This is a genomic window from Micromonospora sp. LA-10 (assembly GCF_051853095.1).
Taxonomy (GTDB): domain Bacteria; phylum Actinomycetota; class Actinomycetes; order Mycobacteriales; family Micromonosporaceae; genus Micromonospora; species Micromonospora echinospora_A.
This window is the reverse complement of sequence record NZ_CP195710.1, coordinates 2262059-2284736: the sequence shown is the minus strand read 5'-3', so window position 1 is coordinate 2284736 and position 22678 is coordinate 2262059. Positions and strand designations below refer to the sequence as shown.

Genomic DNA, 22678 nt, shown 5'->3' with positions numbered 1-22678 from the left:
CTCAATATAGTGGTGTCGCCAGTCGCGCCCAGCCATGCCCCGATGCAGTGGGAATGGTAGCCGCGAACATCATGGGCGCGCGTTGGCCGGCCTTTCCGGCAGCGCACATCAAGGAGTTCAGCATGGCGAAGGCCCTCTACGGCCACGTAAGTGCAGCGCCCGACCGGCGCCTGCTCGACGAGGTCACCCGTCTGCGTGCCAGGGTTCAGGCACTGGAGTTCGAGATCACGCGTCTGCGTGCCGACAACGATCGGCTCGCGGCGGCAGCGGCGGAGGCCGACGACCTCCTCCGTCTGGCCGAGCCCGCGCTGACCTGATCTCCAGTCGCCGGAAAACTGAATCGCACCACACCGAAAAGCGCGCCGACACTCAAGTGCCGGCGCGCAGCCATGTGCGTACCCCTTTTCGTGGTTCCCGCCGTAATTCTCGATCTTGCGAAACCGTCCGGAATTGCGCCCGGTAATTGTGATCATGCATTTCCGTTCCCTCCGCGACGGCCGGGCGAAAAACGGACACCGCGGGCGTCGGGTGGGTCGCGTCGCGGCGACGTCGCGGTCCCGGGTTAGTCTGCGGGTTCACCAGGTCCGCGCAGCCGGCGACGGTACGGCGGCCACCGGACGAGGATCGAGAAGGTGCATCTCAAGAGCCTGACGGTGAAGGGCTTCAAGTCCTTCGCCTCCGCCACGACGTTGAAGCTGGAGCCCGGGATCACCTGCGTGGTGGGCCCGAACGGCTCCGGCAAGTCCAACGTCGTCGACGCCATCGCCTGGGTACTCGGCGAGCAGGGCGCCAAGGCGCTGCGCGGCGGCAAGATGGAGGACGTCATCTTCGCCGGCACCGCCGGACGGGCGCCGCTGGGCCGGGCCGAGGTCACCCTCACCATCGACAACACCGACGGCGCGCTGCCGATCGAGTACACCGAGGTCTCCATCACCCGCCGGATGTTCCGCTCCGGCGAGAGCGAGTACGAGATCAACGGCGACTCCTGCCGCCTGCTCGACATCCAGGAGCTGCTCTCCGACTCGGGCATCGGCCGCGAGATGCACATCATCGTCGGGCAGGGCCGCCTCGACGGCATGCTGCACGCCAAGCCGGAGGACCGGCGGGCGTTCATCGAGGAGGCGGCCGGCGTCCTCAAGCACCGCAAGCGCAAGGAAAAGGCGCTGCGGAAGCTCGACGCGATGCAGACCAACCTCAACCGCCTGACCGACCTCACCGCCGAGCTGCGCCGTCAGCTCAAGCCGCTGGGCCGGCAGGCCGAGGTGGCCCGCCGCGCCGCCGCCATCCAGGCCAACCTGCGCGACGCCCGGCTGCGGCTGCTCGCCGACGACCTGCACACGCTGCGGACCACACTGGACAAGGAGATCGCCGACGAGACCGCGCTGCGGGAGCGGCGCGAGCTGATCGAGGGCGAGCACGGCGAGGTGCAGGGCCGCCTCGGCGAGCTGGAGGCGGCGCTGGCCGAGGACGCCCCGCTGCTCGCGGCGGCGCAGGACACCTGGTACCGCCTCTCCGCCCTCCAGGAACGGTTCCGCTCGATCGAGCAACTGGCCCGGGAACGGCTGCGTCACCTCAGCGCCGCCGGCGACGACGAGCGCCCCGGCCGCGACCCGGAGCAGCTGGAGGCGGAGTCGCGGCGCGTGCGCGAGCAGGAGGAGGAGCTGCGGGCCGCGCTCACCGAGGACCAGATCCGGCTGGCCGAGGCGGTCGAGCACCGGCAGGAGCTGGAACGGCAGCTCGCCGCCGCCGAGCGGGAACTGGTCGCCGCCGCCAAGGCGATCGCCGACCGGCGCGAAGGGCTGGCCCGCCTGACCGGCCAGGTGAACTCCGCCCGGGCGCGGACCACCAGCGCCGGTGAGGAGATCGAACGGCTCGCCGCCGCGCACGCCGACGCGATGGGCCGGGCCGAGAAGGCGCAGGCCGACCTGGACGCGGTCGCCGAGCAGTCGACCGAGGCCGACCGGGACAACGCCGACCTGGACGCCCGGCACGACGAGGCGGTGGCCGTACACGAGCGGGCCCAGGCGGCGGTGCGCAGCCTGACCGACGGGGAGCGCGCCGCGGAGAAGGACGCCGCCACCTGGAAGGCCCGCGAGGAGGCGCTCGCGATGGGCCTGCGCCGCAAGGACGGCGCCGGTGCGCTGCTGGCCCGCGCCGACCAGGTGCCCGGCCTGCTCGGCAGCCTCGCCGGGCTGCTCACCGTCGCCCCCGGCGACGAGGCGGCGCTCGCCGCCGCGCTGGGCGGGCTCGCCGACGCGGTGGCCGTCACCGGCGTGGACGAGGCCGTCGAGGCGATGCGGCTCCTCAAGATCTCCGACGCCGGCCGGGCCGGGCTGCTGGTCGGCAGCCCCGCCGGGCCGGGCATGGACGGCTCCGCGGACGCGCTGCGCCCGAAGCTGCCCGAGGGCGCGCGCTGGGCGCCCGACCTGGTGGAGTGCTCGGCCGCGATCCGGCCGGCCGTGCACCGGGCGCTGCGCGACGTCGCGCTCGTCGACGACCTGGCCGCCGCGTCCGCGCTCGTCGCCGCGAACCCGGAGCTGCGCGCGGTCACCCCCGACGGCGACGTGGTCGGCGCCTACGCGGCGGCGGGCGGCTCGGCCAAGGCGCCCAGCTTCATCGAGGTGCAGGCCGCCGTCGAGGAGGCGCGGACGAACCGCGCCACCGCCGAGCGGACCGCCGCCGAGCTGCGCGAACAGCTCGCCGAGGCGCGCGCCGAGGTGGCCGCCGCCAAGGAGGCCGTGCAGCACGCCGCCGCCGCGAAGCGGGAGGCGGAGAGCCACCGCAACGCCGCCGCGCGCCGCCTCGCCGAACTGGGCGCGGCCGCCCGGTCGGCGAAGGCGGAGACCGACCGGCTCGGCGAGTCCCGGGCCCGCGCCGAGGCGGCCCGGGAACGGGACCTCGCGGCGCTGGCCGAGCTGGAGGAACGGCTGCGGCTGGCCGAGGCCACCCCGCTCGACGCCGAACCGTCCACCGAGGAGCGGGACCAGCTCGCCGCCATGGTGCCGCAGGCACGGCAGAACGAGATGGAGGTCCGGCTCGCGGTGCGTACCGCCGAGGAGCGGGTGGCCTCGATCGCCGGACGGGCCGACTCGCTGGCCCGGCAGGCCACCGCCGAACGTGCGGCGCGGGAGCGCGCCGCCGCCCGGCGCGCGGCCCGCGCCCGCGGCGCCCAGATCGCCCGCGCCGTGGTCGGCGGCGCCCGGGAGGCGCTCACCCGGCTCACCGTCTCGATCGCCCGGGCCGAGGAGCACCGCGACGCCGTCGCCCGCGAGCGCGCCGCCCGTGAGGCCGAGTTGTCCGAGGTACGCGGCGCGGCCAAGCGCCTCGCCGCCGAGCTGGAACGGCTCACCAGCCAGGTGCACCGCGACGAGGTGGCCCGCGCGGAGCAGCGGATGCGCATCGAGCAGCTGGAGGCCAAGGCCGCCGAGGACTTCGGCCTGGACGTGGCCACGCTCGTCGCCGAGTACGGCCCGGACCGGCTCGTCCCGCCCACCGACGCGGACGTGGCGCTGGCCGAGAAGGACGGCCGTCCGGTGCCGGACCCGGTGCGCTACGAGCGGCCGGTGCAGGAGAAGCGGGCCGCCAAGGCGGAACGGGAACTGGCCCTGCTGGGCAAGGTGAACCCGCTCGCGCTGGAGGAGTTCGCCGCGCTGGAGGAGCGCTTCAAGTTCCTCTCCGAGCAGCTGGAGGACCTCAAGGCCACCCGGCGCGACCTGCTCACCGTGGTCAAGGACGTGGACGACCGGATCCTGGAGGTCTTCGCCAGCGCGTTCGCCGACACCGCGCGGGAGTTCGAGCAGGTCTTCACGGTGCTGTTCCCCGGCGGCGAGGGCCGGCTCGTGCTCACCGACCCGGAGGACCTGCTCACCACCGGCGTCGAGGTCGAGGCCCGGCCGCCGGGGAAGAAGATCAAGAGGCTCTCGCTGCTCTCCGGCGGCGAGCGGTCGCTGACCGCCGTGGCGATGCTCGTGGCGATCTTCCGCGCCCGGCCCAGCCCGTTCTACATCATGGACGAGGTGGAGGCGGCGCTCGACGACGTGAACCTGGGCCGCCTGATCACGCTGCTGGCACAGTTGCGGGAGAAGAGCCAGCTGATCGTGATCACGCACCAGAAGCGGACCATGGAGATCGCCGACGCGCTGTACGGGGTGACGATGCGGGCCGGCGTGACCCAGGTGATCAGCCAGCGGCTCAACCGGGCCGACGACGAGGAACAGGTGACGAGCGAGTGAGGGAACGGGCCACGGCGCTCCTGGTGGACTTCGACGGCGTGCTGCGCCGCTGGGATCCGGCGGTGGCCGCCGGCGTCGAGCGGGAGTACGGGCTGACCGAGGGTGTCCTCGGTGAGATCGCGATGTCCTGGGGACTGCTCCAGCCGGTGCTGACCGGCCAGGTCAGCCACGCCCAGTGGATGGTGAGCGTGGCCGACGCGCTGACCCCCGCTGTGGGCGCGGACCGGGCCCGCGCGGCGGTCCAGGAGTGGCAGACCTACCGCGGCGAGGTGGACCCGGAGGTGCTGGCGTTCATCCGCGAGGTGCGGGCGGGCGGCATCCGGGTCGGGCTCGGCACGAACGCCACCGACCTGCTCGACGCCGACCTGGCCGCGCTGGGCCTGACCGACGAGCTGGACGTCATCGTCAACTCCTCAGTCGTCGGGGTGCACAAGCCCGCGAAGGAGTACTTCCAGGTCGCCTGCGAGGCGCTGGGGACGCCGCCGGCGCGGGTGCTGTTCGTCGACGACGAGGACCGCGCGGTGGCCGGCGCCCGGGTGGCCGGGCTGGCCGCCCACCGCTGGAGCGGCCCGGCCGACCTGCGGTACCTGCGGGCGGCGCTGGCGTACTGATCCGGCTCAGGCGCCGGTGACGCCGTCGATGCGTTCCCGGATCAGGTCGGCGTGGCCGTTGTGCCGGGCGTACTCCTCGATCATGTGGACGTACACCCAGCGGAGGCTGATCTCGTGCGTGGCGTCGCCCCGGCGGTGGTGGAAGGTGTGCTCCAGCGGCAGGGCGGCCACCGCCTCCCGGGCCGCCTCGATCTCGGCGCGCAGCGTGGCGAACGCCTCGGCCGGGTCGGCGTCGTCGATGTGGTTGAGGTCCGCGTCCGGGTCGGCGTCGTAGTCGTAGAGGTCGGGCAGCTCCTGGCCGGTGGCGCGAACGCGGAACCACCAGCGCTCCACGTCGGCCATGTGGCGGACCAGGCCGAGCAGCGTCAGCCCGGAGGGCTCCACGCTGCGGGTACGCAGTTGCTCGGCGGTCAGCCCGGCGCACTTGTGCACAAGGGTGTCGCGATGGTGGTCGAGCCAGCCTTCGAGCATGGTGCGCTCGTCGGCGATGTAGGGCTCGTGGCGGCGGTCGATCTCAGGAACGGTCCAGGTCATGGGCGCAGATGTTAAGAGGGGCCCCCTGTACAACGCGAGGCGTTAACAGGGGGCCCCTCCTTACACGCTCAGGGGACCACGACGACGGGCCAGCGGCCGGTGCGGACCAGCCGGGTGGCGACCGAGCCGACCAGCTTGTGCCCGGCCTGCTCGGACGAGCCGACCACCACCATGTCGGCGCGGTGCTCGTCGGCGGCCCGGCACAGCTCGGTGTAGGCGTCGCCGCGCCGGCACAGGAACGTCACCGGCAGGTCCAGTTCCTCGGCCCCGCGCCGGCACTCGTCGCGCAGCTCGGCGGCCAGCTCGTCGTGGGTCTGCTGGACCGCGCCGGCCACCACGCCGGAGAGCATGGCGCTGTACGAGGCGGGCGAGCTGACGAACACCACCACCAGCGTGGCGCCCTGCCGGCGGGCCAGTCCGGCGGCGTAGGCAGCGGCGCGCATCGAGGTGCGGCTGCCGTCCACGCCGACGAGCACCACCCGCGGCCCGTCCGTGCCCCGCTCGTAGGGCAGCGGACGGGTCTGCGGGCCGTACCGCTCACGTTCCGCGGCGTCCATCGTCAGTCCCGCGTTCCGGCCGGGATCGCCTCGGCCGTCTCGGGTCCGGCGGGGACCGGCTCGGCGTTGGAGCGGCGCAGCGGCACCTCCCGGATGAGGACCACCGCGATCAGGGCGAGCAGCCCGAACGGGGCGGCGGCCAGGAAGATGTCACCGGCGGCGTGCCCGTACGCGGCCTCGACCACGTCCCGGATCGGGCCGGGCAGCGTGTGCACGTCCGGCAGGCCGCCGCCACCCGAGCCGGTGGCGGGGATGCCCAGCCGGCTCAGGCCGTCGGCCATGTAGCCGGTGACCCGGTGTCCGAGCACCGCGCCGAGCGCGCTCACGCCGATCGCGCCGCCGAGGCTGCGGAAGAAGGACACCACCGAGCTGGCCGCGCCGAGTTCGTCCGGGCGGACCGTGTTCTGCACGGCGAGCACCAGGTTCTGCATGGACATGCCGACGCCGAGTCCGATGAGCGCCATGAACACGGCGAGGTGCCAGTACGGCGTGTCCGCGCGCATGGTGCCCATCAGCGCGAAGCCGGCGGTGAGCAGCACCGAGCCGATGACCAGCCAGCTCTTCCAGCGGCCGGTGCTGGTGATGATCCGGCCGACCACCGTCGAGGAGACCAGCAGGCCGCCGATCATCGGCAGGGTCATCAGGCCGGACATGGTGGGGCTGGCGCCGCGGCTGATCTGGAAGTACTGCCCGAGGAACACCGAGGCGCCGAACATGCCGACGCCGACGGCGATGCTGGCGATCACGGCGAGCGTGATGGTGCGGTTGCGGAACAGCCGCGGCGGGATCATCGGGTCCGCGGCACGCTTCTCGACCCGGGCGGCGAGCCCGCCGAGCGCCACGGCGCCGGCCACCATCGCACCGCTGGTCCAGGAGATCCAGTCGTACTTGTCGCCGGCCAGGGTGATCCAGACCAGCAGCAGCGAGACGGCGGCGGTGATGAGGGTGGCGCCCCACCAGTCGATCTTCACGTCGCGCTTGACCACGGGCAGCCGCAGCGTCCGCTGGAGCACGATCAGGGCGAGCACGGCGAACGGCACGCCGACGTAGAAGCACCAGCGCCAGCCGAGCCAGGAGGTGTCCACGATCACGCCGCCGATCAGCGGTCCGCCGATGGTGCCGACGGCCATGACGGCGCCGAGGTAGCCGCTGTACCGGCCGCGCTCACGAGGGGCGATCATCGTCGCCATGATCACCTGGGCGAGGGCGGTGAGGCCGCCCGCGCCGACGCCCTGCACCACCCGGCAGGCGATCAGCTCGCCGGTGGTCTGGGCCTGCCCGGCGAGCACCGAGCCCAGCACGAAGACCACCAGGGAGATCTGGACCAGCAGCTTCTTGCTGAACAGGTCGGACAGCTTGCCCCAGATGGGCGTGGTCGCCGTGGTCGCCAGCAGCGTCGAGGTGACCACCCAGGTGTACGCGGACTGGCCGCCGCGCAGGTCCGTGATGATCCGCGGCAGCGCGTTGGAGACGACCGTGGAGGAGAGGATCGCGACGAACATGCCCAGCAGCAGGCCGGAGAGCGCCTCCAGGATCTGCCGGTGGGACATGTCGACGCCGGTCGCCCGGGCGGGCGCAGTCGCCTGAGTCATCGTGGATTGCCTCCGGAGGGGGAAATGTTGCCTCGGGCAACCGTAGGGTGTGGTTGCCTAAAGCAACAACTTGAGCCGGAGCGGCTTTGTTCCGCGAGCGGCCGGGTCAGAACGACTCGTTGAAGCGGTGCATCAGCCGGGCGAGGTCCGCCACATCCTCTTTCGGCCAGCTTTCCAGCGAACGCCTTATCTGTCCGAGTCGGGCCGCGCGGGCCGCGTCGAACCGCCGCGTGCCTTCCTCGGTCAGGCTGAGCTGGGCCGCCCGCCGGTCCGTCGGATCCGGATCGCGGCGTACCAGGCCCAGCGCCTCCAGCCCGCCGATCTGCCGGCTCAGCGTGCCCTTGCCGATGCCCAGCTTGACGGCCAGGTCGGTGAGCCGGGTCGACCCCGACCGCCGCAGCCAGAGCAGCAGGCCGTACGCGTTGGGCTCCAGGTTCGGATGGACCTCGCGGGCGATCTCCCAGGACAGCGCCCGGCCGCGGCGCAGCAGCGCGGTCAACTCGTGCTCCACGGCGCGCAGCGTCTCGTCCACGCTCAGAGGGTACTCAGTCGCCCTCGCTGAGTTGCTGTTGCGCCACCGGTCGCAGCTCGCCGTCGCTGGTCGTGCCCTCGATCACCACGACGGCCTTTCGGCCCTGATGGGTGAGCGTGGCCACGGCGTTGCCGAAATAGGGCCCGGCCAGCTTCCGCCAGCGCACCGGTGGGCGGCGTACCCCGGCCGAACGGGCCAGCGCCCGGGTCGCCCCGGCCGGCCCCGGATTCCAGCCCAGCGTCATCAGCGGGCGCATGCCGGCCGGCACCTGGTTGTGGATCGGCGAACAGGTGAGCTGGTGCACCGGCGTGCGGACGTCACGGTCGGCGAACCGGGCCCGCGCCACGTACGAGTGGTGCACGTCCCCGGAGAGCACGCTGATCGACGCCGGTCGCGCGTACGCCGGCCCGGCGCCCACCCGCGCCCCGGTGCGGGGGGCGGTGCCGCTGCCCAGCCGCGCGAACAGCTCGCCCAGCGCCTCGAACGAGCGCCGGAACGCCGCCCAGTGCTCCAGGTCCAGGGCCCGGCGGATCTGCTCGGAGAGCCGGGCCACCCACTGACGGCCGGAGTCGGCCAGGCGCTCGTTCCACGCCTCGACGTGGTGGATGCCCGGCGGCAGCAGCCACGGCAGCGAACTGCCCACCACCAGGTGGTCGTACTCGCCGTGCGCCTGGTCGAGGAACCACGACCACTCACCCGGCGGCAGCATCGCCCGGCTGCCCGGCAGGAGCACCCGGCTGGAGCGGTTGTCCAGCATCACCAGGCGGGTGCGGCCCAGGTCCAGCGCGTAGCTCCACTGGTACTGCACGGCCCGCCAGCGCTCGGTGTCGTGCGCCAGGTCGGCCTCCTTGTCGACCCGCTCGCCGAACTCGTGCAGCACGCCCGTGGCGTCCTCGGCGGCCATCACCTTCGCGTACACCGGGTCGGCGGCGATCTCGTCCGGGCTCAGGTTGCCCAGGTGCTGGTAGACCCAGTAGGAGGCGAGGCCGCTGCGGATCCGCTCGGCCCACCACGGCTGCTCGCGCATGTCCGCCCGCCACGACTGCGAGGTGTTCCAGTCGTCGATCACCTCGTGGTCGTCGAAGATCATCACGCTCGGCACTGTGGAGAACAGCCAGCGGATCTCCGGGTCGCGCCACGACTCCAGATAGAGCTTCGTGTACTCGTCGAAGCTGACCACCTGTGTCGCCGGAGCGTCCTTCGGCCGCTTCCGGCGACGCTTGAGCAGCCGCCGCACGGTCGGCGAGGTCTCGTCCGCGTACACCTGGTCGCCGAGCAGCACCAGCAGGTCGGGCAGCACGGCCTGCTCGGGCGCGGCCATCACCCGCCGGGCGTACGCGTCCAGCGCGTCCGGCGGCAGCTTGCGCGCGGTGGAGTGCTGGGTGGTCTCCCGGCAGGAGCCGAACAGCAGCCGAACCGGCTGGTCGGCGTCGTCGAGCGCGCGGGTCCGGATCACGCTGGGCGGGAACGACGAGTCCGGCAGCGGCCACGCCACCTCGCCGTCGATCAGCACCTCGTACGTGGTGGCGCTGTCCGGAGTGAGCCCGGTCACCACGACGATCGCGTAGTGGTGGTCGTACGCGGAGAAGGTGGGCGCGCTGCCGGTGGCGCCGTCGGCGGTGCGGACGGTGACCACGGCGGGCGAACTGGTCTCCACCCAGACGGTCGCCCGCGTGTCGACGACCCGGCGCAGCAGCGGGCCGATGAGCAGGCGGGAACCGGGCACGACGCACCTCCGTCAAGATCGTTGGGGCTGTTCCCTACCCGGCCGGCGGTTGCGGTACGCCTTCCGGTGCGAGCGTACCCGCAGGTTGTTCGCGTGCCGAGGCGGTGAGTGGGACGCCGTCGCCGGCATCTGACAGGATTTCGGGCATGACGGAATACCTCCTCGTCGCACTCGCCCTGCTCGGCGTGCTGATCATCGGCGGCCTGAGCCTCGTGGTGCCCCGGCTGCGCCGGCGGCCGGAGCCCCCGCTGCCGCGCACGGAGGTCGACACCCGGGCCGAGGAGGATCTGGCCGGTCCGCCGGTGGAGGCCCCGGAGGCGGACCTCACCACCGGCGTGGTGGTCGAGGTTCCCCCGGTACAGGCGCCCCCGGTCGAGGTGCCGGAGCCGACCGCCGGGCGGCTGGTCCGGCTGCGCTCTCGGCTGTCCCGCTCGCAGAACGCCTTCGGCAAGGGCCTGCTCGGCCTGCTCAGCCGCGACCGGCTGGACGAGGACACCTGGGAGGAGATCGAGGACAGCCTGATCACCGCTGACGTCGGCATCGACTCCACCCGGGAGATCGTCGACCGGCTGCGCGAGCGGACCCGGGTGCTCGGCACCCGCACCGGGGAGGAGCTGCGCGCGCTGCTCGCCGCCGAGCTGGTGAACGCGCTCGACCCGAGCCTGGACCGCTCGCTGCGGACCGCGCCGAAGGAGGGCGTCCCGGCGGTCGTGCTGGTCGTCGGCGTCAACGGCGCCGGCAAGACCACCACCTGCGGCAAGATCGCCCGGGTGCTGGTCGCGGACGGCCGCAGCGTGCTGCTCGGCGCGGCCGACACGTTCCGGGCCGCCGCCGCCGACCAGCTGGAGACCTGGGGCGGCCGGGTGGGCGCCGAGACGGTCCGCGGGCCCGAGGCCGCCGACCCGGCCAGCGTCGCGTTCGACGCGGTCAAGCGGGGCATCGACACCGGCGTGGACACCGTGCTCATCGACACCGCCGGCCGGCTGCAGAACAAGATCGGCCTGATGGACGAGCTGGGCAAGGTCAAGCGCGTGGTGGAGAAGCACGGCCCGATCGACGAGACGCTGCTGATCCTCGACGCCACCACCGGCCAGAACGGGCTGGAGCAGGCGCGGGTCTTCACCGAGGTGGTCAACGTGACCGGCGTGGTGCTGACCAAGCTCGACGGGACGGCCAAGGGCGGCATCGTGATCGCCGTGCAGCGCAAGCTCGGCATCCCGGTCAAGCTGGTCGGCCTCGGCGAGGGCAAGGACGACCTGGCCCCGTTCGACCCGGCGCAGTTCGTCGACGCGCTGCTCGGCACCGAGCCGCTCGCCCGGGACGCGTAGCCTCTCCCGTGACGACTGACGATCGCGCCTACGCGGGGTGGCGCGACCCCAGCCACCCGTCGCCACGCCTCGGGAGACCGTACGTGACTTCGCAGGAGATCCCGCTGCACGGCGGGAACGTGAGCACAGTGGTCCGTGTGGGAGACACGGTCCGGCGCAACGCCGGCCCGTGGACACCCTCCGTGCACGCGCTGCTGCGCCACCTGGAGTACGTCGGCTTCACCGGCGCGCCCCGCGCGCTCGGCATGGACGAGCGCAACCGGGAGGTCCTGTCGTACCTGGAGGGGGAGTGCGGGGAGTACCCGCTGGCCCCGCACTGGGTCACCGACGAGGCCCTGGTCACGGTGGCCACCATGCTGCGGATGTTCCACGACGCCCAGTACGGCTTCACCCCGCCGCCCGGCGCGGTCTGGCGCTCGTTCGGGCCGCCCCCGCCGGACACCGAGGTGATCTGCCACCACGACGCCGCGCCGCACAACGTGATCTGGCGCCCGGACGGCACGCTCGGGCTGATCGACTTCGACCTCGCCTCGCCCGGCGCCCGCATCTACGACGTGGCGTACGCGGCCTGGACCTGGGTGCCGATCTTCTCCGACCGTGACTCGGTGACGCTCGGCTGGAAGCGCCCCGACCGGCCGCGCCGGCTGCGCCTGTTCGCCGACGCGTACGGGCTGATCCCGCGCGACCGGCACCGGCTCATCCGGACCATCCGCAAGCGGATCGTCGACCACGTCGAGGGCATCCGGCGGATGGCCGCCGCCGGTGAGCCGGCGTTCGTCCGGATCGTCCACAAGGGCCACCTCCGTCGCCCTATGCGTGACCTGCGGCTGCTCGACTACGAGCGGCACCAGCTGGAGTACGCGCTGCGCTGACCAAGATCGGCGTTCTTCACACGCCGGAAACAACCCGTCACGCGTCGGAAATCGCGCGGTGTCGCTGAAGGAAACAGCCGGCGACAAAGCTTCCGCGCAACCGGCTGACGGGCGATGCTGCCAGGTCTCAGTCGGAGGGAGGAATACGACAACGAGAGGAGGCAGCGTGGAGATCGACACCGGGAACACTGCCTGGTTGCTTGTCTCGACTGCCCTCGTGCTGCTCATGACCCCCGGTCTCGCGCTGTTCTACGGCGGCCTGAACCGGTCCAAGGGCGTTCTGAACATGATGATGATGAGCTTCTCGTCCATCGGGCTCGTCAGCATCCTGTGGCTTTTCTACGGTTTCACCGTCGCCTTCGGTGAGGGCGGCAAGTTCTGGGGTGACCTGGGTCAGTACCTGGGCACCAAGACCTTCGTCGGCGAGAACGACCTGTGGGGCGAGACCGGCATCCCGATCTACGTCTTCATCGCCTTCCAGATGATGTTCGCGGTCATCACCGTGGCGCTGATCAGCGGTGCGCTCTCCGACCGGGTGAAGTTCGCCGGCTGGCTGCTGTTCGCGTTCGGCTGGGCCACCCTGGTCTACTTCCCGGTCGCCCACATGGTCTGGGGCGGCGGGCTGATCGGCGGCGACATCGGCGCGCTGGACTTCGCCGGTGGTACCGCTGTGCACATCAACGCCGGCGCCGCGGCGCTCGCGCTGGTGCTCGTGCTCGGCAAGCGGGTCGGCTGGCCGCGCGAGAGCATGAAGCCGCACAACGTCCCGATGGTCGCCCTCGGCGCCGCGCTGCTGTGGTTCGGCTGGTTCGGCTTCAACGCCGGCTCCGAGCTGACCGCCGACGGGGTCACCGCGCTGGCGTTCATCAACACCCAGGTCGCCACCGCCGCGGCGCTGCTCGGCTGGATCGTGGTGGAGTGGGTGCGCGACGGCAAGCCCACACTGGTCGGCGCCTCGTCCGGCGCCATCGCCGGTCTGGTCGCCATCACCCCGGCCTGTGCGTTCATCACCCCGGCCGCAGCGGTGCTGCTGGGTGTGGTGGCCGGTGCGGTCTGCGCCCTCGCGGTCGGCCTGAAGTACCGGCTCGGCTACGACGACTCCCTCGACGTGGTCGGCGTGCACTTCGTCGGCGGCTGGATCGGCTGCCTCTGGATCGGCCTGTTCGGCACCGCCTCGGTGAGCTCGCTGGTGGAGACCGACGGCCTGTTCGTCGGCGGCGACGCCACGCTGCTCGGCAAGCAGGCGATCAGCGCGCTGATCGTCAGCGTCTACTCCTTCGTCGTCGCCTTCGCCCTGGGCTTCGTGATCGACAAGACGATCGGCCTCCGGGTCTCCGCCGAGTCCGAGATCGACGGCATCGACATCGCCGAGCACGCGGAGAGCGGCTACGACCTGTCGCCCACCACGGGCAGCAGCGGTGGCGCGTTCGCGATGGCCGGGATCGGCGCCGGCAAGCCCGGCTCGGATCCCGCCGTCGAGCCGGACGAGTCCGCGCCGGTCAGCGAGAAGGTCGCCGGTTAACGTTCCTGGGATGGAGGGGTTGGACATGAAGCTGGTGACCGCGGTCATCAAGCCGTACCAGCTGGACGCGGTGAAGGAGGCTCTGCACGCCCTCGGCGTGGCCGGGCTGACGGTCAGCGAGGTCCAGGGCTACGGCCGGCAGAAGGGGCACACCGAGGTCTACCGGGGTGCCGAGTACACGGTCGAGTTCCTGCCCAAGATCCGGGTCGAGGTGCTCACCGACGAGATCGACGTCGACAAGATCGTGGACGCGATCGTCGGCGCCGCCCGGACCGGCAAGATCGGCGACGGCAAGGTCTGGGTGACCGGCGTCGAAGAGGTCGTCCGGGTGCGTACCGGCGAGCGCGGGCTCGACGCCCTCTGACGGGCGAACCTGCCGACATGACCTCGTTGACCACGGCCGCCGCCCCCACCGGGGACGGCGTGTCCGTGGTCAACGAGGTCGTCGGCGTACCCGGGGGCATCGGAGAGCCGGCCCGGATCGCGCGGGCCGAGGCGGTCGAGAACTGGCTGCGCCGGATCTTCCCGGCCCGGGACGGCGTCGCGCTCGTGGCGGTGGGCGGGCTGGGCCGCCGCCAGTGCGCCCCCTACGGCGACCTCGACCTGGTGCTGCTGCACGCCGGCGTACCCGGCATCGACGAGCTGGCCGCGTCGCTCTGGTACCCGATCTGGGACGCCGGGCTGCGGCTGGACCACTCGGTGCGTACGGTCGCCGAGGCGCTGTCGGTGGCCCAGGACGACGTCAAGGTCGCCCTCGGCCTGCTCGACGCCCGGCACGTGGCCGGCGACCCGGTCCTGACCGACCAGCTCGCCCGGACCGCCACCGACCACTGGCGGCGGACCGCGATCCGCCAGCTCCCCGGCCTGCGCGAGATCACCGCCGCCCGCTGGGAGGCGCACGGCGAGCTGGCGTTCCTGCTCGAAGGAGACCTCAAGGAGGCGGCCGGCGGGCTGCGGGACGTGGGCATCCTGCGGGCCATCGCCACCGCCGGGGTCACCGACGCGCTCCGCCCGGCCGTGTACGCCGCGCACCGGCGGCTGCTTGACACCCGCGACGCGCTGCACCAGCAGGTGGGCCGGCGGGTCGACCGCCTGGTGGCTCAGGAACGCGACGGCGTGGCGCGGCTGCTCGGCGCCGAGGACGGCGACGCGCTCCTGCGGCTGGTGGCCGGCGACGCCCGCACCGTCAGCCACGCCCTGGACGACGCCTGGCGCGCCGCCGACCGGCTCCGTTCCGGCCGGCACCGCGCCGCACCGGGCCGCCCGCTGCGCCGACCGGTCGCCCGGGACGTGGTGGAGCAGGACGGCGAACTGGTGCTTGCCCGCACCGCCATCGGGGCCCGCCCCGACCCGAGCCTGTCCCTGCGGGTGGCCGCCGCTGCCGCCACCACCCGGCTGCCCATCGCGCGCGCCACCTGCGAGTGGCTGGCCGCGTACTGCCCACCGCTGCCCGCGCCGTGGCCACCGGCGGCCCGGGACGCGCTGATCACCCTGCTCGGCGCTGGTCCCGGCCTGGTGCCCGCCTGGGAGACCTGCGACCGGTACGGGCTGATCGACCGCTGGCTGCCCGAGTGGACCCGGATGCGCAGCCTGCCGCAGCACAACCCGGTGCACCGGTTCACGCTCGACCGGCACCTGGTGCAGACCGCGTACGAGGCGAGCCGGCACACCCGCGACGTGGAACGCCCCGACCTGCTGCTGCTCGGCGCGTTCCTGCACGACATCGGCAAAGGGCTGGACGGCGACCACTCGACGGTCGGCGCCCCGCTGGCCGAGGCGGTGGCCACCCGGATCGGGTTGCCACCGGCCGAGGCGGACCTGATCGGCACGCTGGTCCGGCTGCATCTGCTGCTGCCCGACGTGGCGACCCGCCGGGACCTGTCCGACCCGAAGACCGTCGCCGGTGTCGCCGAGCGGGTCGGCGACACCGCCACGCTGGAACTGCTGCACGCCCTGGTCCGCGCCGACGCCGCCGCCACCGGCCCGGCCGCCTGGTCCGCCTGGAAGGGCCGGCTCATCGCCGAACTGGTGGCCCGTGTGCGGACCACGCTCGACACCGGCGAGGTGCCCGCCCCGCCCGCACCCGACCCGGCGCTGGTCGCCGGGCCGCTGCCGGTCGTACACCTGGGGGAGGACCGGGTGTCGGTGGCCGCGGCGGACCGGCGGGGGCTGCTCGCCACTGTGGCCGGTTGCCTGGCCCTGCACCGCCTGGAGGTGATCTCCGCGGACGCCGCCACCGTCGACGGCCGTGCCCTGGTGCAGTGTCGGGTGCAGCCGCGCTACGGGCTGGCCCCGAACCCGATCGCGCTCAGCGCCGACCTGCGCCGCGCGGTCAGCGGCGACGTCTCGGTGATCCAGCGGCTGCGTGGCCGGGCGCTCGCCGCCCGCAGCCAGGGCGCCGCGCCCCGGGTGGTGTGGCACCGGGAGGCGGCCACCGACGCGGTGCTGCTGGAGCTGCGGGCCGCCGACGCGGCCGGGCTGCTGTACCGGGTCACGTGCGCGCTCGACGACGCGGGCGCCCAGGTGCGGGCGGCCCGGATCTCCACGCTCGGCGGTGACGTGGTGGACGCGTTCTACCTGGTCGGCGGCTGGCCGCCGGACGAGGAACGGTCCCGGATCGAGGCCGCCGTGCTCGCCGCCGTGTAAGGAAGGGCCCCCTCTTAACGCCTCCGGTAGAGGAAGGGCCCCTTGTTAACACCCCGCCGACGAGCGGCGCGGGCCCGTGGACGGCCGGGCCGGAGCGGGGGTGCGGGCGGCGGGCTACCCTAACGGTGGGCTGGACCACCGGCCCGACCAGCATGTGCCCGCCGAAAACGACAAACGGGATGTTCGCGTGTTTGACACCTTGAGTGACCGCCTGTCCGGCATCTTCACCAAGCTCCGCGGCAAGGGCCGGCTCACCGACGCCGACGTCGACGCCACCGCGCGCGAGATCCGGATGGCGTTGCTGGAGGCCGACGTCGCCCTGCCGGTGGTCAAGGGCTTCATCGCGAACGTCAAGGAGCGGGCGCGCGGCGCCGAGGTCTCCCAGGCGCTGAACCCGGCTCAGCAGATCATCAAGATCGTCAACGAGGAGCTGATCAACATCCTCGGCGGCGAGGGGCGGCGGCTCCAGTTCGCCAAGCAGCCGCCGACCGTGATCATGCTGGCCGGTCTCCAGGGTTCCGGCAAGACGACGCTCGCCGGCAAGCTGGCCCGCTGGCTCAAGAGCCAGGGCCACCAGCCGCTGCTCGTCGCCGCCGACCTCCAGCGCCCGAACGCTGTCGGGCAGCTCCAGGTGCTCGGTGGCCGGGCCGGCGTCGAGGTGTACGCCCCGGCGCCCGGCAACGGCGTCGGCGACCCGGTGCAGGTGGCCCGCGACTCGATCGAGCACGCGCGCCGCGCCGCCCGCGACATCGTGATCGTCGACACCGCCGGCCGGCTCGGTATCGACGCCGAGATGATGCAGCAGGCCGCGAACATCCGCGACGCGGTCCAGCCCGACGAGGTCATCTTCGTCATCGACGCGATGGTCGGCCAGGACGCGGTCCGTACCGCCGAGGCGTTCCGCGACGGCGTCGGCATCACCGGTGTGGTCCTGTCCAAGCTGGACGGCGACGCCCGCGGCGGCGCCGCGCTCTCCGTCCGCGAGGTCACCGGCCAGCCGATCCTGTTCGCCTCCACCGGCGAGAAGCTGGAGGACTTCGACGTCTTCCACCCCGACCGGATGGCCAGCCGGATCCTGGGCATGGGCGACGTCCTCACTCTGATCGAGCAGGCCGAGGCGGCCTTCGACTCCGATCAGAAGGACAAGATGACCGCCAAGCTGATGGGCGGGGAGACCTTCACGCTGGAGGACTTCCTCGATCAGCTCATCGCGGTCCGGCGGATGGGCCCGATCGCCAACGTGCTGGCCATGATGCCGGGCATGGGGCAGATGAAGGACCAGCTCGCCGAGCTGGACGACAAGCACTTCGACCGGGTGACCGCGATCATCCGGTCGATGACCCCGGCCGAGCGCACCAACCCGAAGATCATCAACGGCTCCCGCCGGGCCCGTATCGCCAACGGTTCCGGCGTCACCGTCATGGACGTCAACCAGCTGCTCAACCGCTTCACCGACGCGCAGAAGATGATGAAGCAGATGGGCGGCATGATGGGCCTGCCCGGCGGCGGCCGGCGCAAGGCGACCAAGTCGCCGAAGAACAAGCGCAAGGGCACCAAGGGTGGCGGGCGGCCGCGTACGGGCGCCGGCATGCCGGGTGGCTTCCCGGGCGGGATGCCGCAGCTCCCGCCGGGCCTGGACCCGGGCGACCTGGCCGGTGGGCAGGGCCTGCCGCCGGGCTTCAAGCTTCCGAAGATCGACTTCAACAAGCTGGGCAAGGGCGGCGACAAGGGCCCCCGCTAGCGTGTCGGTGACGGTGGGCGACATTGCTGTCTCTTAAAGTGATGTCGCTCCCTGGAAGGAGATGTCAATGACCGCGGCCCCGATCCTGCCGGAGCGGCACGAGTGGACGGTCGACGACCTGGGCGAGCTGCCCAAGGACCTTCCGTACGAACTGATCAACGGAAGGTTGATCGTGCCGTCGCCCACTCTGCTGCACCAGGACATGTGCGTCGAGTTACTACTCGCGCTTCGCGTGAACTGCCCGAAGGAGTACCAGGTCGGGATCGATCTGTCGATGCGGGTCGACCACCGGAACGAGCCCCGGCCGGACGTCGTCGCGGTCGTGCGGGGTAACGCCAACCGGAGCCCGCTGCCGGTCGAGGACGCTGTGCTCGCCGTCGAGGTCATCTCGCCGACCTCCACCTTCCGCGACATGTACGACAAGGCCAGGGTCTACGCGCACGCCGGTGTCCGCTCCTACTGGGTGCTCGACCCGGTCAAGGAGAAGATCACGCTGACCGAGTACGTGCTCGGCGCCAATCGCGAGTACAAGCAGGTCAGTCAGGCCGAGGACCTGTTCGTCACCGAGCGGCCCTGGAAGGTCTCGGTCGATCTGCCGGCGCTGACCGCGCGCCGCAACGACCTGCTCGCCGGCGAGGAGGACTGATCGGGTAGGACTGTGCACATGGCTCTGCACGTGCGCGGTGTGTTCCTTCCCGACGACGAGGTCCGGGACGTCTGGCTGGTCGGTGACCGGGTGACATTCGAACCGGTGCCCGGCGCCGAGACGGTGGCCGACGGCGGCTTCGTGCTGCCCGGCCTGACCGACGCGCACTGCCACATCGGCATCGCCCGCGGCGGCAGCCCGATCACCTCGCTCGACCAGGCGCGGGAGCTGGCCCGGATCGACCGGGACGCGGGCGTGCTGGCGATCCGCGACGCCGGGTCGCCGTACCCGTACCCCGAACTGGAGGACGAGCCGGACCTGCCGCGACTGGCCCGCGCGGGCCGGCACGTCGCGCCGCCCAAGCGTTACCTGCGCGACATCGGCGTGGAGGTCGGCGCGGCGGAGGTCGCAGCGACGGTGGCCGCGCAGGCCGCGGCCGGCAACGGCTGGGTCAAGCTGGTCGGCGACTGGATCGACAGGGGCGTGGGCGACCTGGCGCCGGCCTGGGACGCCGACACCATGACCGCGGCGGTCGCCGCCGCGCACGCCGCCGGGGTACGCGCGGCGGTGCACACGTTCTCCGAGTCGGCGGTGGAGATCATGGTGCGGGCCGGGGTGGACTCGGTGGAGCACGGCACCGGGCTGAGCCTGGACCTGATCGACCTGATGGCCCGCCAGGGCACCGCGCTGGTCCCCACGATGATCAACATCCGGACGTTCGGCCACATCGCGGAGCAGGCCCGGTCCAAGTTCCCGGGGTACGCCGACCACATGCTCGCGCTGCGCGACCGGTTCCCCGAGGTGGTGCGCGCCGCGCACGAGGCGGGCGTGCCGATCTACGTCGGGACCGACGCGGGCGGTGGCATCGACCACGGGCTCGCGGCTGAGGAGATGATGCTGCTGCACGAGCAGGCCGGCATGTCCGCGCCGGACGTGCTCGCCGCTGCCTCCTGGCGGGCCCGGGAGTGGCTCGGCTTCCCCGGGCTCGTCGAGGGCGGACTCGCCGACCTGGTGGTCTATCCCGAGGACCCGCGCCGTGACCTGCGGGTGGTCCGGACGCCGAACCGGATCGTCCTGCGCGGCCGGGTCGTCCGCTGACCGGCCACCGCCGTCGCTGGCGGCCCTAGCGGGCCGTCGCCGCCATCAGGAACAGGCGCACCGCCAGGTCGGCCAGCCGGTCGGCAGTCCCGTCGACCGGGCCGCCGGGCAGCACGATGTGGCTCACCACCAGGCGTACGACGCTGTCCGCCGCGAACGCGAGGGCCGCCGGATCGGCGTCGGGCAGGCGTTTCCCCGTCCACTCCAGCAGCGCCGCCGCGGCCTCGGCGAGCACCAGCTCCGAGCGTGTGGTCAGGTACGGCAGCAACTCCTCCGAGCCGCCCCGGGTGCTGGTCAGCACCGCCCGTACCAGCGGGTTCTCGGCGGCCGAGGCGAGCGTGCGGTGGATCGCCGCGTACGCGGCCGCCCGCACGTCGGTGTCGTGCTCGCCGAGCGCGGCCCGGACCTCGCCGACGAAGCGGTCCACCTCGTGCCGGGCGAGCGCCTCGCCCAGGCCCGCCTTGGTGCCGAACTCGTTGTAGACCGTCTGCCGGCTGACCCCGGCGGCGGCGGCCACCGCGCCCATCCGGACGCGGTCCCACCCGAGGGCCACGGTCTGCGCCCGGGCGGCCTCCACGATCGCGTCCCGTGTCTCACCCATCGCCGTCGAAGTCTACGGCCGCGCCGCACGACACGGCGCGGCCCGGCTCCCCGGCGCACCCCCGCCCCGCACGGCGCATAGGATGTGCGGTCATGGCACGCGTGCTCACTCCCCGTGCGGAGGACTTTCCCCGCTGGTACCAGGACCTGATCGCCAAGGCGAAGCTGGCCGACAACGGCCCGGTCCGGGGGACCATGGTGATCCGACCGGCCGGCTACGCCATCTGGGAGCGGATGCAGGCCGAGATGGACGCCCGCATCAAGGCGGCCGGCGCGGAGAACGCGTACTTCCCGCTGTTCATCCCGGAGAGCTACCTCAAGCGCGAGGCCGAGCACGTTGAGGGCTTCTCGCCGGAGCTGGCAGTCGTCACGCACGGTGGCGGCAAGCAGCTCGCCGAGCCGGTGGTGGTGCGTCCCACGAGCGAGACGGTCATCGGCGAGTTCATGGCCAAGTGGATCGACTCGTACCGCGACCTGCCGCTGCTGCTCAACCAGTGGGCCAACGTGGTCCGCTGGGAGCTGCGCCCGCGGATCTTCCTGCGCACCAGCGAGTTCCTCTGGCAGGAGGGCCACACCGCGCACGCCACCCGGTCCGACGCCCGCGCCTACGCGCGGCGGATCCTGCACGAGGCGTACGAGGACCTGATGGTCAACGTGCTCGGCATCCCGGTGGTCGTCGGCCTGAAGACCGCCCGGGAGCGCTTCGCCGGCGCCACCGCCACGTACACGTGCGAGGGCATGATGGGCGACGGCAAGGCGCTCCAGCTCGGCACCAGCCACGAGCTGGGTCAGAACTTCGCCAAGGCGTTCGACATCAGCTACTCCTCGGCCGAGGGCGGCCGGGAGCACGCGTGGACCACCTCCTGGGGCACGTCCACCCGGATGCTCGGCGGCCTGATCATGTGCCACGGCGACGACAACGGGCTGCGGGTGCCGCCGAAGCTGGCGCCGATCCAGGCGTACGTGATGGCCGTCAAGGACGGCGAGGGCGTGGGTGAGGCGGCGACCAAGCTCTGCGACGCGTTGCGCGACGCCGGGGTGCGGGTGGCGCTGGACGACCGGACCGACACCGCGTTCGGCCGCCGCGCCGTCGACGCCGAGCTGCGCGGTTACCCGGTACGCGTCGAGGTCGGCCCGCGTGACCTGGCCGCCGGCAACGCGGTGGTGGTCCGGCGTACCGACGGTTCGAAGGCCCCGACGCCGGTGGCCGACGTGGTCGGCGCGGTCCTGGCCGCGCTGGAGGCCGACCAGCGGGCGCTGCACGACCAGGCGCTGGAGTTCCGCCGGTCCCGCACCGTCGAGGTGTCGACGCTCGCCGAGGCGATCGAGGCGTCCGCCACCGGCTGGGCGCGGGTGCCGTGGTCGGCGGTCGGCGTCGAGGGCGAGGCCGAGGCGAACGGCCAGGGCGTGACGGTCCGCTGCCTGGTCCGCGCCGACGGCTCGGTGCCGGACTCGGAGGACGAGCCCGACCTGGTGGCGATTCTGGCCCGTGCCTACTGAGGTGTAAGGAAGGGCCCCCTCTTAACGCATTCTGCATAGGCGGGGGCCCTTGTTAACACGACGGCGGGGGTGAGTGTGCGGTTCGAACCGGGGCGGCTGATCATGCACCGGAACGTGCGGCACGGCCGAATCGGCTGGGTGCGGTCGGCCCGCGTGGTCTCCGACGACGAGCGTGGCCTGCTGCTCTGGGTGGCGCGGACAGCTCCCGTCGCGCACGAGGTGACAACGGCCGGCCTGGGCATGCGGGCCGTGCCGTTCGCCGAGTGGGTGACGTCGTCCTACCGGCTCGCGCAGGGGCTGTGGAACGGGCCGCCGGTGCTGAAGTTCCTGCCCACGGGCGCGGCCCACTCGGTCTGGTGGTTCCGCGACGCGGCGGGCCGCTTCCAGAACTGGTACGTCAACCTGGAGGAGCCCGGCGTCCGCTGGGACGACGGCGCGGTGGCCGGCGTCGACATGGTCGACCAGGACCTCGACGTCGTGGTCCACCCGGACCTGAGCTGGGAGTGGAAGGACGAGGACGAGTTCGCCGAGCGGCTGGCGTTCCCCGAGCACTACTGGGTGACCGACGAGAAGGCGGTACGCGCCGAGGGTGAGCGCGTGATCCGGATCGCCGAGGCGGGCGAGTTCCCGTTCGACGGCACCTGGTGCGACTTCACCCCGCCCGCCGAATGGGACGTACCGGACGAACTTCCGCCCGGTTGGGATCGCCCACCGGTGCGCTGAGCGAGTGTCGTCCGTCACTGCCCGGCCCGCCCCGGGCGTGGTGTCCGGGTCCGGTGTGAGAGTTCCGGGCCGGATCTGGCAGAATGGTCTGCTGGTATCCGGCGCGCGTCCGGCGCCCTCTAACCCGGGCGCGTCGCCAGTTCACCGAGCAGTCTCCGGCCCAAACCCCACTGTGCCGGTCGGCGCTCACCCGCCACACCGCCCATACGGGCCGGTGA

Annotated in this window: 19 protein-coding genes; 13 read left to right on the top strand and 6 right to left on the bottom strand. The window is 72.7% G+C overall.

From position 1 onward, the window contains the following. The first annotated feature begins 122 nt into the window (after window positions 1–122). The 3 genes from ACSDG8_RS10570 to ACSDG8_RS10560 all read left to right on the top strand — a co-directional run bounded on the left by ACSDG8_RS10570 (window position 123) and on the right by ACSDG8_RS10560 (window position 4843). A complete protein-coding gene (locus tag ACSDG8_RS10570; RefSeq protein ID WP_013284566.1) occupies window positions 123–317 on the top strand; it encodes a hypothetical protein in 195 nt (64 codons plus the stop codon). Between the two features lie 315 nt (window positions 318–632). After that, window positions 633–4232: a chromosome segregation protein SMC gene (gene smc / locus ACSDG8_RS10565; protein WP_210893442.1), complete on the top strand. Its 3600-nt coding sequence runs from the start codon at window positions 633–635 to the stop codon at window positions 4230–4232. Further along, a complete protein-coding gene (locus ACSDG8_RS10560; protein ID WP_210893440.1) occupies window positions 4229–4843 on the top strand; it encodes an HAD family hydrolase in 615 nt (204 codons plus the stop codon). The genes smc and ACSDG8_RS10560 overlap by 4 nt, the downstream gene beginning before the upstream one ends. 6 nt (window positions 4844–4849) lie before the next feature. Here ACSDG8_RS10560 and ACSDG8_RS10555 read toward each other — a convergent pair whose 3' ends face one another. The 5 genes from ACSDG8_RS10555 to ACSDG8_RS10535 all read right to left on the bottom strand — a co-directional run bounded on the left by ACSDG8_RS10555 (window position 4850) and on the right by ACSDG8_RS10535 (window position 9784). Then, entirely contained in the window at window positions 4850–5377 is a 528-nt protein-coding gene (locus ACSDG8_RS10555; RefSeq protein WP_210893438.1) for a DinB family protein, read from the bottom strand. A 68-nt stretch (window positions 5378–5445) separates the two neighbouring features. Then, the gene (locus ACSDG8_RS10550) at window positions 5446–5934 is read right to left on the bottom strand and encodes a universal stress protein (protein WP_210893436.1); all 489 of its coding nucleotides are present in this window, start codon (window positions 5932–5934) and stop codon (window positions 5446–5448) included. Between the two features lie 2 nt (window positions 5935–5936). Next, a complete protein-coding gene (locus ACSDG8_RS10545; RefSeq protein ID WP_210893434.1) occupies window positions 5937–7526 on the bottom strand; it encodes an MDR family MFS transporter in 1590 nt (529 codons plus the stop codon). Window positions 7527–7632: 106 nt separating this feature from the next. Next, entirely contained in the window at window positions 7633–8058 is a 426-nt protein-coding gene (locus ACSDG8_RS10540; RefSeq protein ID WP_073830382.1) for a MarR family winged helix-turn-helix transcriptional regulator, read from the bottom strand. A gap of 13 nt (window positions 8059–8071) precedes the next feature. Continuing rightward, the gene (locus tag ACSDG8_RS10535; protein ID WP_210893433.1) at window positions 8072–9784 is read right to left on the bottom strand and encodes an alkaline phosphatase D family protein; all 1713 of its coding nucleotides are present in this window, start codon (window positions 9782–9784) and stop codon (window positions 8072–8074) included. A gap of 146 nt (window positions 9785–9930) precedes the next feature. Here ACSDG8_RS10535 and ftsY point away from each other — a divergent pair, with 146 nt between their 5' ends. The 8 genes from ftsY to ACSDG8_RS10495 all read left to right on the top strand — a co-directional run bounded on the left by ftsY (window position 9931) and on the right by ACSDG8_RS10495 (window position 19637). Then, window positions 9931–11112 (top strand): signal recognition particle-docking protein FtsY, encoded by a 1182-nt coding sequence (ftsY, locus tag ACSDG8_RS10530; protein WP_210893431.1) that lies wholly within the window; start codon window positions 9931–9933, stop codon window positions 11110–11112. A gap of 8 nt (window positions 11113–11120) precedes the next feature. After that, window positions 11121–11984, top strand: coding sequence for an aminoglycoside phosphotransferase family protein (locus ACSDG8_RS10525; RefSeq protein WP_174537508.1), 864 nt, complete (start codon window positions 11121–11123; stop codon window positions 11982–11984). Window positions 11985–12210: 226 nt separating this feature from the next. After that, window positions 12211–13506: an ammonium transporter gene (locus ACSDG8_RS10520; RefSeq protein WP_247678360.1), complete on the top strand. Its 1296-nt coding sequence runs from the start codon at window positions 12211–12213 to the stop codon at window positions 13504–13506. Between the two features lie 25 nt (window positions 13507–13531). Continuing rightward, window positions 13532–13870: a P-II family nitrogen regulator gene (locus tag ACSDG8_RS10515; protein WP_174537509.1), complete on the top strand. Its 339-nt coding sequence runs from the start codon at window positions 13532–13534 to the stop codon at window positions 13868–13870. 17 nt (window positions 13871–13887) lie between these two features. Then, window positions 13888–16152: a [protein-PII] uridylyltransferase gene (locus ACSDG8_RS10510; RefSeq protein ID WP_210893427.1), complete on the top strand. Its 2265-nt coding sequence runs from the start codon at window positions 13888–13890 to the stop codon at window positions 16150–16152. A 187-nt stretch (window positions 16153–16339) separates the two neighbouring features. Beyond that, entirely contained in the window at window positions 16340–17893 is a 1554-nt protein-coding gene (gene ffh / locus ACSDG8_RS10505) for a signal recognition particle protein (protein ID WP_210893425.1), read from the top strand. A 67-nt stretch (window positions 17894–17960) separates the two neighbouring features. Then, a complete protein-coding gene (locus tag ACSDG8_RS10500) occupies window positions 17961–18539 on the top strand; it encodes a Uma2 family endonuclease (protein ID WP_120571180.1) in 579 nt (192 codons plus the stop codon). 18 nt (window positions 18540–18557) lie between these two features. Then, on the top strand, window positions 18558–19637 hold the full coding sequence (locus ACSDG8_RS10495) for an amidohydrolase family protein (RefSeq protein ID WP_210893423.1): 1080 nt from the start codon (window positions 18558–18560) through the stop codon (window positions 19635–19637). Window positions 19638–19662: 25 nt separating this feature from the next. Here ACSDG8_RS10495 and ACSDG8_RS10490 read toward each other — a convergent pair whose 3' ends face one another. Next, on the bottom strand, window positions 19663–20238 hold the full coding sequence (locus ACSDG8_RS10490) for a TetR/AcrR family transcriptional regulator (RefSeq protein WP_210893421.1): 576 nt from the start codon (window positions 20236–20238) through the stop codon (window positions 19663–19665). Window positions 20239–20330: 92 nt separating this feature from the next. On the opposite strand from ACSDG8_RS10490, the gene proS reads away from it, so the two are divergent. Continuing rightward, complete coding sequence (proS, locus tag ACSDG8_RS10485) at window positions 20331–21737, top strand: proline--tRNA ligase (RefSeq protein WP_210893419.1); 1407 nt, start codon at window positions 20331–20333, stop codon at window positions 21735–21737. A 75-nt stretch (window positions 21738–21812) separates the two neighbouring features. Further along, complete coding sequence (locus tag ACSDG8_RS10480; protein WP_210893494.1) at window positions 21813–22460, top strand: DUF402 domain-containing protein; 648 nt, start codon at window positions 21813–21815, stop codon at window positions 22458–22460. Window positions 22461–22678 lie beyond the last annotated feature (218 nt).